The 15,667-nt window shown below is 45.3% G+C and carries 14 protein-coding genes and 1 riboswitch; of the genes, 12 read left to right on the forward strand and 2 right to left on the reverse strand.

The features are described from left to right. Positions 1-34 precede the first annotated feature (34 nt). The 4 genes from fabL to rdgB all read left to right on the forward strand — a co-directional run bounded on the left by fabL (position 35) and on the right by rdgB (position 2,876). Positions 35-808 (forward strand): enoyl-[acyl-carrier-protein] reductase FabL, encoded by a 774-nt coding sequence (gene fabL / locus ACOJUR_RS09260; RefSeq protein WP_420949847.1) that lies wholly within the window; start codon positions 35-37, stop codon positions 806-808. A 114-nt stretch (positions 809-922) separates the two neighbouring features. Beyond that, entirely contained in the window at positions 923-1,375 is a 453-nt protein-coding gene (locus ACOJUR_RS09265) for a MarR family winged helix-turn-helix transcriptional regulator (protein ID WP_072873152.1), read from the forward strand. Positions 1,376-1,400: 25 nt separating this feature from the next. Next, positions 1,401-2,234, forward strand: coding sequence for a glutamate racemase (gene murI / locus ACOJUR_RS09270; RefSeq protein ID WP_420949848.1), 834 nt, complete (start codon positions 1,401-1,403; stop codon positions 2,232-2,234). A 60-nt stretch (positions 2,235-2,294) separates the two neighbouring features. After that, positions 2,295-2,876, forward strand: a complete 582-nt coding sequence (gene rdgB, locus ACOJUR_RS09275; protein WP_420949849.1) for an RdgB/HAM1 family non-canonical purine NTP pyrophosphatase — start codon at positions 2,295-2,297, stop codon at positions 2,874-2,876. A gap of 121 nt (positions 2,877-2,997) precedes the next feature. On the opposite strand, the gene ACOJUR_RS09280 is transcribed toward rdgB, so the two are convergent. Then, complete coding sequence (locus tag ACOJUR_RS09280) at positions 2,998-3,789, reverse strand: HAD family hydrolase (protein WP_420949850.1); 792 nt, start codon at positions 3,787-3,789, stop codon at positions 2,998-3,000. Positions 3,790-3,932: 143 nt separating this feature from the next. Here ACOJUR_RS09280 and ACOJUR_RS09285 point away from each other — a divergent pair, with 143 nt between their 5' ends. The 3 genes from ACOJUR_RS09285 (at position 3,933) to ACOJUR_RS09295 (ending at position 6,110) form a co-directional block, all read left to right on the forward strand. Beyond that, a complete protein-coding gene (locus tag ACOJUR_RS09285; protein ID WP_420949851.1) occupies positions 3,933-5,348 on the forward strand; it encodes a glycine--tRNA ligase in 1,416 nt (471 codons plus the stop codon). Between the two features lie 65 nt (positions 5,349-5,413). Continuing rightward, complete coding sequence (locus ACOJUR_RS09290; RefSeq protein WP_072873157.1) at positions 5,414-5,602, forward strand: hypothetical protein; 189 nt, start codon at positions 5,414-5,416, stop codon at positions 5,600-5,602. A gap of 115 nt (positions 5,603-5,717) precedes the next feature. Continuing rightward, positions 5,718-6,110, forward strand: coding sequence for an SDR family NAD(P)-dependent oxidoreductase (locus ACOJUR_RS09295; RefSeq protein ID WP_420949852.1), 393 nt, complete (start codon positions 5,718-5,720; stop codon positions 6,108-6,110). Between the two features lie 16 nt (positions 6,111-6,126). Here the strand turns inward: ACOJUR_RS09295 and ACOJUR_RS09300 are convergent, their stop codons facing one another. Continuing rightward, positions 6,127-7,347, reverse strand: a complete 1,221-nt coding sequence (locus tag ACOJUR_RS09300) for an IS256 family transposase (protein ID WP_420949427.1) — start codon at positions 7,345-7,347, stop codon at positions 6,127-6,129. 17 nt (positions 7,348-7,364) lie between these two features. On the opposite strand from ACOJUR_RS09300, the gene ACOJUR_RS09305 reads away from it, so the two are divergent. The 5 genes from ACOJUR_RS09305 to ACOJUR_RS09325 all read left to right on the forward strand — a co-directional run bounded on the left by ACOJUR_RS09305 (position 7,365) and on the right by ACOJUR_RS09325 (position 15,655). Beyond that, positions 7,365-7,850 (forward strand): SDR family oxidoreductase, encoded by a 486-nt coding sequence (locus ACOJUR_RS09305; protein ID WP_420950531.1) that lies wholly within the window; start codon positions 7,365-7,367, stop codon positions 7,848-7,850. Positions 7,851-7,966: 116 nt separating this feature from the next. Next, positions 7,967-8,074: riboswitch (SAM riboswitch) on the forward strand. Between the two features lie 84 nt (positions 8,075-8,158). After that, positions 8,159-11,617, forward strand: a complete 3,459-nt coding sequence (gene metH / locus ACOJUR_RS09310; RefSeq protein WP_420949853.1) for a methionine synthase — start codon at positions 8,159-8,161, stop codon at positions 11,615-11,617. Between the two features lie 38 nt (positions 11,618-11,655). Next, positions 11,656-13,590, forward strand: coding sequence for a bifunctional homocysteine S-methyltransferase/methylenetetrahydrofolate reductase (locus ACOJUR_RS09315; RefSeq protein ID WP_420949854.1), 1,935 nt, complete (start codon positions 11,656-11,658; stop codon positions 13,588-13,590). An 80-nt stretch (positions 13,591-13,670) separates the two neighbouring features. Further along, positions 13,671-14,435, forward strand: coding sequence for a beta-ketoacyl-ACP reductase (locus ACOJUR_RS09320; protein WP_072873161.1), 765 nt, complete (start codon positions 13,671-13,673; stop codon positions 14,433-14,435). Between the two features lie 44 nt (positions 14,436-14,479). Then, entirely contained in the window at positions 14,480-15,655 is a 1,176-nt protein-coding gene (locus tag ACOJUR_RS09325; protein WP_420949855.1) for a MalY/PatB family protein, read from the forward strand. The last annotated feature ends 12 nt before the right edge of the window (positions 15,656-15,667 follow it).

Consider the following 15,667-nt stretch of genomic DNA (forward strand, 5'->3'; position numbering starts at 1 on the left):
GCTCGGCTTACAAAGCGAGGGGGAAACGATTGGCATGAGCAGCCATAGCCAACAACGGCGGTATAAAGATAAGGTAGTCTGCGTGAGCGGGAGTTCAAGAGGGATTGGGAAACAGCTGGCACTTGCTTATGCACAGGAAGGTGCTGACGTAGTCATTCACTACTTTCGCAACGGCGAAGCAGCACGCGAAGTGGTAGCTGAAGTGGAGAAAATAGGCAGACGGGCGCTGATGGTCAAAGCTAACCTTGCTGAAGAACATAAAATTCATTCCATGTTTGACGAGATTGAAAAATATTACGGCAAATTGGATGTCTATGTGCATAATGCGGCTTCTGGACGAAATCGTAAGGCGTTAGACGTGGATGTCAAAGGTTGGGATTGGACGCAAAATGTCAATGCTCGGTCACTGCTCATAGCTGCACAGCGTGCAGTGCCCTTGATGGCTGAAGGAAGTAGTTTATTGGCCATATCTTCGTTTGGGTCCGATCACGTTTTTCCCTTTTATACATCTGTTGGAGCTTCAAAGGCAGCCATTGAATCTCTGATTCGCTATCTGGCCATCGAATTGGCGCCGCAGCGCATTAACGCGAATGCAATTTCGGCAGGAGCGGTAGAAACAGGCGCTTTGGAACATTTTCCGGAAATTGAACGTACTTGGGAGCAAGTGAAAGAGCGACTTCCATATCATCGGATGGTCACTTCCGAAGATGTGGCTCATTTGGCACTGTTTTTGACATCAAAAGAAGCAGAAATGATACGAGGTCAAACCATTCGCATGGATGGAGGCATTACACTGCTTGTTCCTTAGAGGGAATATTGAGGCAGGCAGAGGTGGTGTTTCGTTGATCTCGTCAAGCGCAGATGATACAATTCACTTCAATCTGTCACCCTGTCAAGAATGAAATTGAGGTGCTAGAACCCCATGCCTAACTTTCCGGATGACGTGGTAGAAATAGAATTTTGCCTGCGTCAGATTTATAGCATTGTCAAACGGCGCGGGCGGTCTCTTTTAGAACAGTATGGCATTACGCCTCCGCAATTCGATGCGTTGGTGATTCTAAATCGAGACGGCGAATTGACGATTGGTGATTTGAGCAATCGTCTTTATTTAGCATACAGTACAACAACTGATCTTGTTGATCGCTTGGAGAGAGCAGATTTTGTTGTTCGTATGCGCGATTCGGAAGATCGCCGGGTAGTACGAGTTCAATTGAAGGCTCATGGTGCAGAATTAATTGAGCGCGTCCTCGATGCTCGGAGGGCTTACCTTGGATCTGTTTTGCAAGCTGTCTCTGCAGAGGAAAAATCTCGCATATTGGAAGTCCTCGAACTCCTGAACAGGCGCATGTCGGAAGAGGTGCAGTTTAAAGGATAACATCAACAAGAGAAATGAGGAAAATATGTTGAACAGCAACGCGCCTATCGGAGTGTTCGATTCTGGCATTGGCGGCCTCACTGTGGCTACAGAAATCATTCGTGCTCTGCCGAATGAATCTATCATCTATGTGGGCGATCACGCTCGTTGTCCTTACGGTGAAAAACACGCTGATGAAGTTCGGCGCTATGCCGTTGAAATCTGTACTTATTTTTGTGCTTTAGGTGTTAAGTTAATTGTTATTGCTTGTAATACTGCCACTGCGGTTGCGTTGCGTTATTTGCAAATGCATCTCCCCATCCCTGTATTAGGTGTTGTCAAACCGGGTGCTGAAGCGGCTGTATCCCATTCCATTTCGAAGAGAATAGGCGTCATTGGTACGCCGTTAACTATAGAATCATGTATTTACACACAGGCTGTGCACCAACTGTTGCCAGAAGCGATTGTCCATTCTCAAGCTTGTCCTGCTTTCGTTCCGCTGGTGGAAGCGGGGAAGTGGGATGGAGCAGAAGTAGAATCTATAGTTCGTCAATCACTTGAACCTCTTTTGGAAAAAAAAATTGATACGCTCATTTTAGGATGCACGCATTACCCATTATTAGAAAAAAGTATTCAAAAAGTAATCGGTCCTAGCATCCAAACTATTTCCTCTGCGCGTTCTGTCACTCAGTTAGTCCATTCGTTTCTGAGTGAAAGAGAGATGCTCGCCAACGGAACTTCTGAGTCTCGGCATATGTTTTATACGACAGGTCAGGAATCTTTTATGAATACTGTATTACAATCGTGGTTTGGTTTGAGTGGAGCAACTGTGGCTCATCTAGATATTCACGAATCCTTACAATCCATTTCTAACCTTTAATCATGTGGTATTTTATAAAATTCAAATATCTACATGGAGGTTTTTTTTCTGCAAATTTGCGTGGCTACAAAAAATAAGCACAAATTTGAAGAATTCCAAGCTATGATGGGTAACTCATATGACTTGTTACCACTTCCGATACATGTGGAGGAGGCGCCGGAAACAGGTCATTCGTTCCAGGAAATTGCTCTTCAAAAAGCGCGTTTCTATGCTTTACATACCCAGATGGCTGTGTTGGCGGATGATTCAGGATTGGTGGTACCAGCACTTGGAGGCAAACCGGGTATCTATTCTGCCCGTTTTGCAGGGAAACATGGCGATGATGCGGCTAATCGTCAAAAGCTTCTCATGGAGATGGAAGCTATTCCAGATGAAAGGCGTCAAGCCTATTTTGTGGCTGCACTTGTTGTAGTCGATGCAAATGGCAACGTGATGGCTGCAAGTGAGGGGAAGGTGCAAGGTATGATTCTTCGCAAAGAGCAAGGTAATGGAGGATTCGGGTACGATTCGCTTTTTTATTACCCTCCTTTGCATCACACATTTGCAGAGTTGCCTCCAGAATTCAAAAATCAACATTCTCATCGTACGGTTGCCTTACGTGAAATTTTGCGCCAATTGAAAGAGAGTTCAGCTTCCCTTTGAAAAAATTTTTAGGTTCATCCTGTGAAATTTTCATTACAGCAAGAGCCAATGATTGAGCAGATTTTTGCTGTAGACGAGGAATGGAAGAAAAAATAGCTTTATAAACTTGTGACGAATGGATTTACTCAATGAGTTTCAAGTTGCGCAGCGCATGATAGACACCATCTTCTTCAGCGGGAAGAGTGACCATTTTTGCTTCATTTTGTATGTCCACGGAGGCATTTCCCATAGCTACTGAATATCCAAGTGCATGAAACATACCAATATCATTTCCACCATCACCAATGTGCAGGGCATGCTGTGGATCAATCTTATATTCATGCAGAATACTAAGAGCACCTAAATGTTTGTCACTATGGAGAATTTGCAAATCGACAGCCTGATTATCCCAACGGTAGACGAAACAGTCAGTGGCGGATTGTTCAATCAGTGAATCCCAATCTTTTTCAAAAAATCCGTTAAACTGATAAATCGGATATGAATGAATATCCCATTGATCTTCTAATAAAATTTCGATTTCGGGAAAATGGAACGCATCTAAAATCTCTTTGTACGGAAGGTAATCTTGATTAAAAGAAAGCACGCGAGAGTCTGTATGCATGATAAAAGGATGGCCGTACTGTTGTAACAGGTCGATCAGCGATTGGGTCGTTTCAGTGGAAAAAGGCGTCGAGTAGACGGTTTTTTGCTGGGCTATAGCCAAACTGCCATTAAAATATACACCGTTTTGAATCTGTAAAGCAGATTGGATGTTTTTCGCATGAATATAGGAACGCCCGGTGCAGAGTGAAACAGGGATGTTTTTTCTGTGTAATTGCTGTACAGCTTGAACAGCACTATCAATTAACTGTCCCTCAGTGTACAAAGTTCCATCAATGTCGAGAAATACCATGCGAATATCCAAAACCTTCATCGACTCCTTTAGACGCGATCGGGCTCTATTATACATTGAATGTTCTTTATTCTAAACTTTTTACCGGTATTGAATTGCACGAGTTGCTGCTCTTCTGTATCATATCCACAATAAAGAAAGCAGAGAAATTGGAGGAAACCAGCATGCCCGTTACCATGGAACAGTTAGTCTCTCTTGCCAAACGTAGAGGTTTTATTTTCCCTGGCTCAGAAATTTATGGTGGTTTAGCGAATACCTGGGATTACGGGCCGCTTGGAGTCGAAATGAAAAATCGTATTAAGCAAGTATGGTGGAAAACGTTTATTCAGAATCACACCTATAATGTTGGACTGGATTCGGCTATTCTCATGAATCGACAAGTTTGGGTTGCTTCCGGACATGTGGGCAACTTTAACGACCCCATGATTGACTGTAAACAGTGCAAATCACGTCATCGAGCGGATAAGTTGATTGAATCAGCAGCTGAAGCACAAGGTCAAGAAATATCGGCAGATGGTTTGCCGTTTCAAGAAATGGAGCGACTCATTCAAGAATGGAATGTAAAATGCCCTGATTGTGGAGCGCAAGATTTTACGCCCGTGCGGCAGTTTAATATGATGTTCAAAACATTTCAAGGTGTGACAGAAGAAAGTTCCAATGAAATTTTTTTAAGACCAGAAACAGCGCAGGGTATCTTCGTGAATTTTATGAATGTCCAAAGAACTATGAGGAAAAAAATTCCCTTTGGCATTGGCCAGATAGGAAAGAGTTTTCGAAATGAAATTACTCCCGGCAATTTCACTTTTAGAACCAGAGAATTTGAGCAAATGGAGATAGAATTTTTTTGCAAACCAGGAACGGATTTAAGTTGGTTTGAATATTGGCGAGATTTTTGTTATGAATGGTTGCTTGCTGTAGGTTTACAAAAAGACAATTTGCGTCTTCGTAACCACGCAAAGGAACAGTTGTCCCACTATAGCGCTGCAACAACGGATATTGAATATCAATTTCCATTTGGTTGGGGAGAACTGATGGGGATTGCCGACCGTACCAACTACGACTTGCGTCAACACGCCGAATATTCTCACGAAGATTTTTTAGTGAAAGAAGAAGGTGAAGAGCCTTATATTCCTTATTGTATTGAACCTTCATTAGGAGTAGATCGGTTGTTTTTGGCCATTTTTGCTGATAGCTATGAAGAAGAACAAGTCGCGGAAAATGATACACGGGTTGTTCTCCATCTTCATCCTGCCATTGCACCATTTCAATGTGCGGTACTTCCCTTATCAAAGAAACTTTCCAGTCAGGCAGAGACCATTTTTCATGAATTGAGAAATGATTTCTCTTGCGATTTTGACGATTCAGGTTCTATTGGCAAAAGATATCGAAGGCATGACGAAATTGGTACACCCTATTGTATTACTGTCGATTTTCAAACTGAGGAAGACGGTAAAGTGACTATTCGCGATAGAGATACCATGAATCAGGAGCGAATCGAGATTGGGCATGTGGCAAAATGGTTGAATGAACGTGTACGCTTTCCTGTGCTTAATGAACAAAAAAATCTGCCTGGGGTCTAAGACTCATAGACTTTTTCGGATAGCTTTTGTTAACCGTGGTTAACTTACATTTGGGAGGTGTAGTCATGGCCAATCAACACACCGAGAACCATAATCAAGCATTCTCAATGCCAGGGGCTTTGCGAATGAATCATCGGTTCGAGAATGTGGTTAGCCACAGCAATCAGGAAATGGATAACGCCCAAGTGACGCCTATTCCCTGGAAAGCGATTCATCGCGCCAATTTGCGTCATCTGGCACGTCGTTCTACCTGAGCCCTGCCCATGAGTGCCATTCGGGGAGTTGTCCTCCCTGAATGGCCTTTTATTCAAACTGATTCTATCGCCACTACTGAATGATTCAAATGAGACATCCCAAGGAGGTTATGAAATGGATCTTGGTATACAGGAAAAAACGGCGCTTGTTATGGCTTCAAGTGAAGGTCTGGGTTATGCAGTGGCAAGGCAACTGGTTGCGGAAGGTGCGCGTGTTGTCATGACATCGCGATCGTCAGAAAAAATTGAGTCCGCTGCTGCAAACATTCGCAATGAATTTTCCGGCGCCGAGATTCTTACTTTCGCTTGCGACGTTTCTCGAGCTGAATCCTTGCAGCAGTTGTTTGCGTTTGTACAAGAGAAAACTGGCGGAGCAGATATTTTGGTACAAAATGCTGGCGGCCCACCAGCGGGTGATTTTCAATCGATGACAGAAGATTCGCTCTGGGAAAAAGCATTCGAATTAACGCTTATGAGCTTTGTCGGGTCTGTCAATAATTTTGTGTAAACTCCTTTGAGTGACCTTAGCGGACGTACTGTTCTATACGATCCGGAAAGTATATCGTCAACTGACTGAGAATCTGCCCCCAGTTCTGAATCCGCATGGTCCAGCGTTTCGTAACCTCCGTCGTGGCCAGGAATAGCATTTTGGTGAGGGAATCGTCCGTCGGGAAGATGCTCTTTCCCTTGGTCACCTTACGAAGTTGCCTGTGGTAGCCTTCAATCAGATTCGTTGTGTAAATCAAACTGCGCATCTCCATCGGATATCGGAAGAAAGTGGCGAGTTCATCCCAGTTGCTTCGCCAGGACCGCACGACAAGGGGATATTTGCTGCCCCAGGTCTGCTCGAATTTATCCAGTTCTTCCAGGGCTGCATCCTCAGTGCTGGCTTTGTAGATGGGCTTTAGTGCCGCTGTTACGGGCTTGTAGTCCTTATACGACACGTACTTGAGCGAATTACGGATTTGGTGAACGACGCATTTCTGGATGTCGGACTTAGGATAACAGGCTGCAATTGCTTCACTGAAGCCTTTCAGGTTGTCGACGCAGGTGATGAGGATATCTTCAACACCACGGCTCTTCAACTCGTTAAGCACGTTCAGCCAAAACTTCGCAGACTCGTTCTCTCCGATCCAGATGCCAAGCACGTCCTTTTGCCCTTCAAGGTCAATGCCCACAACCATATAGGCAGCTTTGTTTATCACCTGGCCCTCCTGCTTCACTTTGTAGTGAATGGCATCCAGAAACACTACTGCATACACACTCTGTAGTGGCCGGCTTTGCCATTCCTTCATCATCGGAAGAAGCTTGTCCGTGATGTTGGAGATGAGTGTGGGCGATACGTCTAGTCCGTACAATTGGTGAAGATGGGCCTGAATGTCTCTGGTGCTGACACCCCGTGCATACAAGGCAATGACCTGTTCCTCGATGCCGACGGTGTTGGTCTGATTCTTTTTAATGATTTCAGGCTCGAATTCACCCTTTCGGTCTCTGGGGACTGAAATCTCTACGTCACCGTATTCGGAGGTAAGAGTCTTGCGACTATGCCCGTTGCGACTGTTATCTGTCGTCTTGCTTTTCGTGTCATGCTTGGCGTAGCCTAGATGCGTCTCCAGTTCGGCCTCAAGCATTCCTTGCATCGTGCTAGCGAACAAATCTCGCAGTGCGGCTTGAACGTCTTCCGTGGACTTCAGGTCATTCTCCTTGATGAATTGCTGTATGAATTCCTTCGAAACCTTCGTCATTTTGATGTCCTCCCAATCTGTTACTCCCGTTAGGGGATTGGGAGTTTACACAAAATATTTTACACCCTCGCTTTGTCCGATCCGTTCGACTGGCGTTGCCTCATATGAAACGTAAACAGTGGGGAAGAATTGTTGCTATTACATCGTCCAGTGTCAAACAGCCCATTTCCAATCTTGTACTATCCAATGTCTTTCGGACAGGAGTGGTGAGTCTTTGTAAGACACTGGCCGCGGATTTAGCTCCTGAACACATTTTAATCAATGCTGTTGGACCAGGGAGAATTCATACCGCCCGTATTGACTATCTCGATCAAATCGCGGCTCAACGTTTAGGCCAATCTATGGAAACCTATCAAAAAGAAGCACAGGCGAAGATTCCTTTCGGTCGCTATGGAACGCCAGAAGAATTTGCTGCAGTAGTCGCTTTCTTGGTTTCGAACGCCAATGGATATACCACTGGACAATCTTTGTTGATTGATGGCGGACTGGTAACGTCTCTCTAATGACAATCCGTAAGCTTTATGCTATGCTTTTAGAAAATTGTGTTGTCTATTGATCTCCAAGCAGCAGTTAGCGTCGCAGTCAACTGAAAAAAGACGCTAAAATTACATACATCACACCTTTATCAAGAGTGGCAGAGGGACTGGCCCAATGAAGCCCGGCAACCGCGCAGCAGTGCAAGGTGCTAATTCCAGCGAGTCGCGGGTGCGGACTCGAAAGATAAAGGTTCGCAGCATGTATCAACGCTCCCGTTTTCGGGAGTGTTTTTTGATAGTCATGGAAGATAGAGAAAGAGTGGTGCAGAAATTACATGAATCTAGTCCATACTGCTTCTTTGCAGGAACTTCTTGAACAGCGGATCCTTATTTTGGATGGGGCCATGGGAACCATGATCCAGCAAAAAAATCTGACAGCCGAAGCGTTTGGTGGAGAAGCGTATGAAGGTTGCAACGAGTGGCTGTCGAAAACACGTCCCGATCTTATTCGTTCGATTCATGAGGAATATTTAGCAGCAGGAGCAGACATTGTCTCTACCAATACATTTGGCTCCACGTCTATCGTCCTTGCCGAGTATGGACTATCAGCGTATGCCCGGGAATTAAATTTATGTTCGGCCAAGCTTGCCCGAGAAGCTGCCCATCATTTTTCATCACCTCAACAGCCAAGATATGTAGCGGGCTCTATGGGACCTACCACGAAAAGTTTGTCTTTGACAGGTGGTGCCACTTTTGCCGAATTATTGGCTGCTTATGAAGAACAAGCACTGGCCTTGCTTGAGGGTGGTGTCGATTTACTGTTGCTGGAAACTTCTCAGGATATGCTGAACGTGAAAGCAGCAGGCTTGGCTATTCAGTCAGCATGGAAAAAATTTGGCAGGCGTGTGCCTGTAGTCATTAGCGGAACGATTGAAGCGATGGGAACCACACTGGGTGGACAAACCATTGACGCATTTTATCTCTCAGTCGAACACCTGAAACCGTTGGCGGTAGGACTCAATTGTGCGACCGGTCCAGAATTTATGCGCGATCACGTTCGTACATTGGCAGAACTGGCCACCTGTTCTATTTCCTGCTACCCAAACGCGGGTTTACCTGATGAATCGGGTCATTATCATGAAACACCAGAGAGTTTCTCACGCAAGATGGAGGATTTTGCAAAAGAGGGTTGGCTGAATATAGCGGGTGGTTGCTGTGGTACCACTCCCGATCATATTCGGGCTTTAGCTTCACGCATTGCAGGCTATGCTCCCCGACGTGTTCCTAAGCACCATCCTCATGCGGTGGCAGGTCTCGAATCTGTTCTTCTGGAACCAGAAAATCGACCCATTCTTGTTGGCGAGCGAACGAATGTCATTGGTTCGCGAAAGTTTCGCAAATTGATTGCTGAAGGCGAAATGGACGTTGCTTCTGATATTGCTCGCGCACAGGTTCGGGCTGGAGCACAAATTATTGACGTTTGCCTGGCCGATCCCGATCGTGACGAACTGGCTGATATGGAGGCTTTCTTGCCTAAAGTGGTGCGTAAAGTTCGAGTACCGTTGATGATTGATTCCACCGATGCGGCAGTAGTGGAATTAGCGTTGCAACATGTTCAAGGCAAGGCGATTATCAACTCTACCAATTTGGAAGATGGAGAACCACGTCTGGCGAAGTTTGCTGAACTAGCCAAACGTTATGGGGCAGCACTTGTAGTAGGAACGATTGATGAAGAAGGAATGGCTGTCAGCCGGGAGCGCAAGTTGGCTATTGCGAAACGTTCAGTGCAAATTTTAACCGAAAATTACGGACTTGCTGCCGAAGACATTTTAATCGATCCACTCACTTTTCCGGTGGGTACAGGTGATGAGAAATATATCGGATCGGCTAAAGAGACGATTGAGGGGATTCGACTCATTCATCAAGAGCTTCCAGAGTGTCCGCAAATTCTTGGTATCAGCAATGTTTCTTTTGGTTTACCTCCAGCTGGACGAGAAGTACTTAACTCTGTCTTCCTCTATCACTGTACGAAGGCGGGACTGGGTTACGCCATTGTCAATACACAAAGTCTGCAACGTTTTTCAAGCCTCTCGGACGAGGAGCGTCAACTTGCGGAAAAATTGTTATTTGAAACGTCTGATGCAGTGGTAGCGGAGTTTACCGCTTTTTATCGAGAAAAAAAACAGCATGTGGCTGTAGAACGTTCTCAATTGTCGCTTCTGGAACGTATGGCTCATTATGTGGTAGAGGGCAGTAAAGATGGATTACTGCCTGATTTAGAAGAGGCATTGCAGACAATGACGCCACTGGAAATTATTAATGGACCACTGATGGATGGGATGAACGAAGTAGGAAGGCTTTTTAACAATAATGAATTGATTGTAGCGGAAGTTTTACAAAGCGCGGAAGTGATGAAGGCAGCAGTGGCTTTTCTGGAACCGAGAATGGACAAGTTGGATTCAGCTAACAAAGGGACGGTGATTTTAGCCACTGTCAAAGGTGATGTTCACGATATTGGAAAAAACTTGGTAGAAATTATTCTTTCCAACAATGGTTACTATGTACACAATTTGGGTATTAAAGTTCTTCCGGAGACTCTAATCGCTGCAGCTCGCGAATATCATCCTGATTTTATTGGCCTCTCTGGTTTACTTGTGAAATCTGCCCAACAGATGGTGATTACAGCTGAGGAATTATCGCGAGCAGGCATTACGATTCCGCTGCTCGTAGGTGGTGCGGCACTGACCAAAAAATTCACAATGACCAAAATCGCGCCCGCCTATAGTGGAACCGTCATGTATGCCAAAGATGCCATGGATGGATTGGCTTTGGCGAATGCATGGCAAGATGAGGGAACTCGAAAAACGTTGACGGAACAGTTATCGAAAGAACAGGAAATGTTTCGCAGTCAATCCCATCCAGTACCTAAAGAGGAACCAGCGGATTCCATACGTTTATCCGATATATCCAGCGAGGCGCCAGTATTTCAGCCTCCTGACTTGAGAGATCATCTTTTGCGGCATTATCCGATAGAACAAATTATGCCTTATCTTAACTGGCAAATGTTGCTGGGTAAGCATCTTGGCTTGTCGGGGAATGTGGAAAAACGGCTCGCCGATGGTGATGAAAAGGCTACGCAACTGAAAGAACTCGTAGAAGATGTGATTCGTGAGTCGATTGCAGATGGAAGCTTGCAAGCTCATGCCGTATATCAATTTTTCCCAGCCGTAGGTAATCGTTTAACAGGGGAGATTTCCATTCTTTCCGCGCCGCATTCTTCTGCTGATGTTCTTCATGTGCTGCAATTTCCTCGTCAACGTGGAGGTTCTCATCTTTGCTTGGCAGATTTTTTGCGCGAAAAAGGTTCGGGAAGCATTGATTATATCGCAATGTTTGCCGTCACAACTGGGGCGGGTATACGTGAAAAAGCGGATCGGCTAAAAGAAAAAGGAGACTATCTGCGTTCTCACGCACTAGCAGCATCTGCCCTGGAACTTGCGGAAGCTTTTGCTGAGCGGGTGCACCATATGATCCGCGATATATGGGGTTTTCCCGATCCGTTGGAAATGACGATGAGAGAACGCTTTATAGCCCGTTATCAGGGCATTCGTGTATCGTTTGGTTATCCTGCCTGTCCGGATTTGGAGCAGCAGGAAACTCTATTTGCGCTGCTCAAACCGCAACGGATAGGCATTCAATTGACAGACGGTTACATGATGGAGCCGGAAGCTAGTGTCACTGCGCTCGTTTTCTCACATCCGGAAGCGAGATATTTTAATGCAGATGCAGAATAAATCCAGAGAGAATAAAAGCTGGGTGAGGGGAGATCAACATGGAGAGCAACGTTTGGAAGGCGGTTCCTAACGTCATAGGCAAAGACGGACAGGCGTTTATTGTGACGGATGGTGCCATGAGCACCTTTTTGCATCAAATTGGTCTACCACTTGGCGTTTTGCCAGAGCAGTTAAATTTGGAAAATCCTGAACAGGTTCGTTCTGTCCATGAAGCTTATGTCAACGCAGGTGCTACTTTGATTCAAACCAATACTTTTTCAGCAAGTCGCTTTGCACTTTCCCGCGTCGGTATAGAAAACCAATTCTTTCAAATTCACTTGTCAGCAGTGAATTCTGCTAGACAGGCGGCTGCATCACAAGCGGCTGTTTTTGGTAGTATTGGCGCACTACCTGTTGAATTTATTCACGAGAACGCATTGTCACCGGAGCGCATGGAGCGTGAATATCGCCGTCAAATTGCAGAGCAAGCGGAAGCGCTTTTGCAAGCTGGAGTGGATGGATTTGTTTTAGAAACGTTTGCGGAGAGTGAGTGGGCTTATTGGGCTCTTTCAACAGTACGATCTTTAACAAATTTACCTATCATTGTTAATCTATCGCCAGATGAAATAGGGGTAACCCGCGATGGTATGGAAATTGGGCATGCCTTTCAGTGGCTTCAGCAAGCTGGTGCCGATGCGGTTGGACTGAATTGTCGGTTAGGACCGTATGGTATTTTACGCTCTTACGAATCTCTTCATTTAGAAAAAAATGGTATGTACGCAGCTATTCCCAATGCTGGTTTGCTGCATTTTGAAGAGGGTAAGTACGCCTATACGGGCAACGCAGAATATTTTTCCAAAACTATGCTTGATTTAGCGCGGCATGGGGTACGGATTCTAGGCGGTTGTTGTGGAACAACTCCTGAACATATTCAGCGTTTGCGGAAAGTATTGGAGGAGACCGTTTTCAACGAATCTTCAACACAATCCGTTCTGTCTGCTGGCAAAGAGGAAAAATCTGGTGAGACTAGCGTATCTGATTTATCCGAAACACCTAAGATTGAAGCGAAAATAGAATTGCTTTCCAATAGAAATCAATCTCTCGTTGAAAAAGTCGCTCAAAAACGAACCGTCATTGTCGAACTCGATCCACCTAAAACGCTGGATTGCTCTAAGTTTCTTCGCGGTGCTTCGATTCTGGCCGAATCAGGTGCCGATTTTCTCACTCTTGCCGATAATTCACTAGGTTCAATTCGTGTCTCCAATCTTGCCTTAGCAGCCCTGCTCAAGCAGCGAGGAATTGAACCTCTGGTGCATATAGCATGTCGGGATAGAAATCTGATTGGACAACAGTCGCATTTAATGGGGCTATACGTATTAGATATTCATCATATTTTGTTGGTTACGGGCGATCCGTCTCGTTTCGGCGACTTGCCGGGCGCAACCTCTGTCTTTGATGTTTCATCGACAGAATTGACGCGTATGGTCAAGCGCCTTAATGGCGGTATTGGTTTTTCAGGAATGTCGCTTGAACCTGCAAGTCGCTTTGTCATTGGTACATCGTTTAATCCGCATGTACGCAATTTTGACAAGGCGGTAGAAAGATTGCGACGAAAAATCGAGGCAGGCGCGGATTACATTATGACCCAGCCTGTATACGATGTGAAATTGATCAAAAGGTTGGCAGAAGTAGCCAAAGATTTAACCGTACCGATGTTTGTAGGAGTTATGCCTTTAGTCAGCGCGCGCAACGCTCAATATTTGCATCATCAAGTTCCAGGCATACAAATTCCTGAGACTATTTTACGCTTGATGGACGAAGCTGAACCAAGCCAAGCGTTGCACGTCGGGATGGATATAGCGCGTGAATTAGTGAATTCAGTATTAGAACATTTTCGTGGAATTTATTTAGTGACTCCCTTCCTTCGCTATTCTCTCACAGCGGAATTGACGCGTTACGCAAAATCCCTGAATCATCGTAGCATTTCCGTTTGAAACACGATAGAATCAAAAGGAGATAGAGGAGTACTTGCATAGAATTATAGTCTGATATTTGCTGCAAGGAGAGGATGCAAATGGGTCGATTTACGGGCAAAGTTGCAGTTGTAACAGGAGCAGCTCGAGGAATTGGGCAAGCCACAGCCATGGTTTTAGCGCGAGACGGAGCCAAAGTGGCAGTGTTTGATTTGAAAGAGGAGTTTTGCTCAGAAACTGTTCAAAAAATCCAAGAAGCTGGTGGCGAGGCATTGGCTGTTAGCTGTCAGGTTTCTGATAAGCAAAGCGTTGAGCAGGCGTTTCAAAAAGTTGTTGATCGTTTTGGAACGGTACATATTCTTGTCAACAATGCGGGAGTCATTCGTGACAACCTATTATTCAAGATGACAGAAGAAGACTGGGATACGGTCATGAATGTGCATTTGCGCGGCAGTTTTTTATGCAGCCAGGAGGCCCAAAAACTGATGGTTGCCCAACGTTACGGAAAAATTATCAATACCAGTTCTACTTCTGCGCTTGGAAATCGGGGTCAAGCCAACTATGCAGCAGCAAAGGCAGGCTTACAAGGATTTACTAAAACATTGGCTATTGAACTTGGTCCCTTCAACATCAATGTTAACGCTGTAGCACCTGGTTTTATTGTGACAGATATGACCAAACAAACGGCAGATAGAATCGGTATTGACTTTGAAGAAAATCAACGTCGTGCGGCAGAAATTATCCCTTTGCGCCGTGTGGGCCGCCCAGAGGATGTAGCCAATGTCACCGCGTTTTTAGCCAGTGATGACGCCAGTTACGTGAGTGGACAGGTCATTTATGTACATGGTGGCGGACGGCAGGCGTAAATGGTCTTCCTTGAAAGAGCCGCAGCAGGAGAGGAATAGCAAATATGACTTACTCATTTGACGAAATCATCCCTCGCCGGCATACTGCGTCTTCCAAATGGGATACGTTGCAAAAAAGGTTTGGCAGGGATGATATCCTGCCCCTGTGGGTAGCGGATATGGATTTTTTATCACCTCCAGAAGTGCAGCAGGCGCTCATGGAACGAGTGAAGCACGGGGTTTATGGATATGCCATTCGTCCAGATTCGCTCTATGAGAGCATTCAAAATTGGTTTGCCAAAAGGCATCAGGTTCACTATCAACAAGATTGGATTCTTCCTTCACGAGGCGTTGTCCATGGTTTGGCCATGGGCATTCGGGCCTGGACCGAACCTGGGGATGGAATTGTTATTCAGCCACCCGTTTACTATCCGTTTCAGTTTGTGATCGAGCGGCAGGGGCGCAAATTGTTGGAAAATCCTTTGATAGAGCATCAGGGCAAATACACCATGGATTTCGACCATTTGCGAAGCTTGTTCTCCAAAGAGCGTCCTAAGTGGCTGATTTTGTGTAATCCACATAATCCAGTAGGTCGTGTTTGGTCGAAAGATGAATTGTTGACACTTGCCAAGCTTTGTGATGAATACGACGTTCATGTACTTGCAGATGAGATTCATTGTGATTTTGTGTATAAACCTCATCAACATCTGCCTATGCTGAATGTATACGAACCTTTCATTCATCGTTTAGCCATCTGTATCGCGCCTAGTAAAACGTTTAATCTTGCAGGGATGTATACGGCGTTTATCGTAATTCCTGACGAGAATTTGCGACAACGATATTCGATAGTTCTCGAAGAAACGTTTGTGCAAGATGCAGATATTTTTGGACCGATTGCCTGCGAAGCTGCATATCGTCATGGCGCCAGTTGGCTTGATGAATTGCTGATTTATTTGCAGGAGAACTATCGTTTCATGGAAGGGTTTTTCCAACGAGAATTGCCAAGTTTAAAAATATCGCCGCTTGAAGGTACTTATTTGACTTGGGTTGATTTTCGCGAGACGCATCTCTCCGATGACGAGCTTCAGAAATGGTTGGTGGATCAGGCAAGAGTGGGGTTGAATGCTGGTAGTATGTTTGGTACTGGTGGTGCTGGATTTCAGCGTATGAATATTGGTACCCCACGCCCGCTGTTAGCTGAAGCGCTAGTACAGTTAAAAGAAGCTTGGCCACCAGTATAAACGAGATCGCCA

This window comes from Alicyclobacillus tolerans (assembly GCF_048984885.1).
Taxonomy (GTDB): domain Bacteria; phylum Bacillota; class Bacilli; order Alicyclobacillales; family Alicyclobacillaceae; genus Alicyclobacillus_I; species Alicyclobacillus_I tolerans.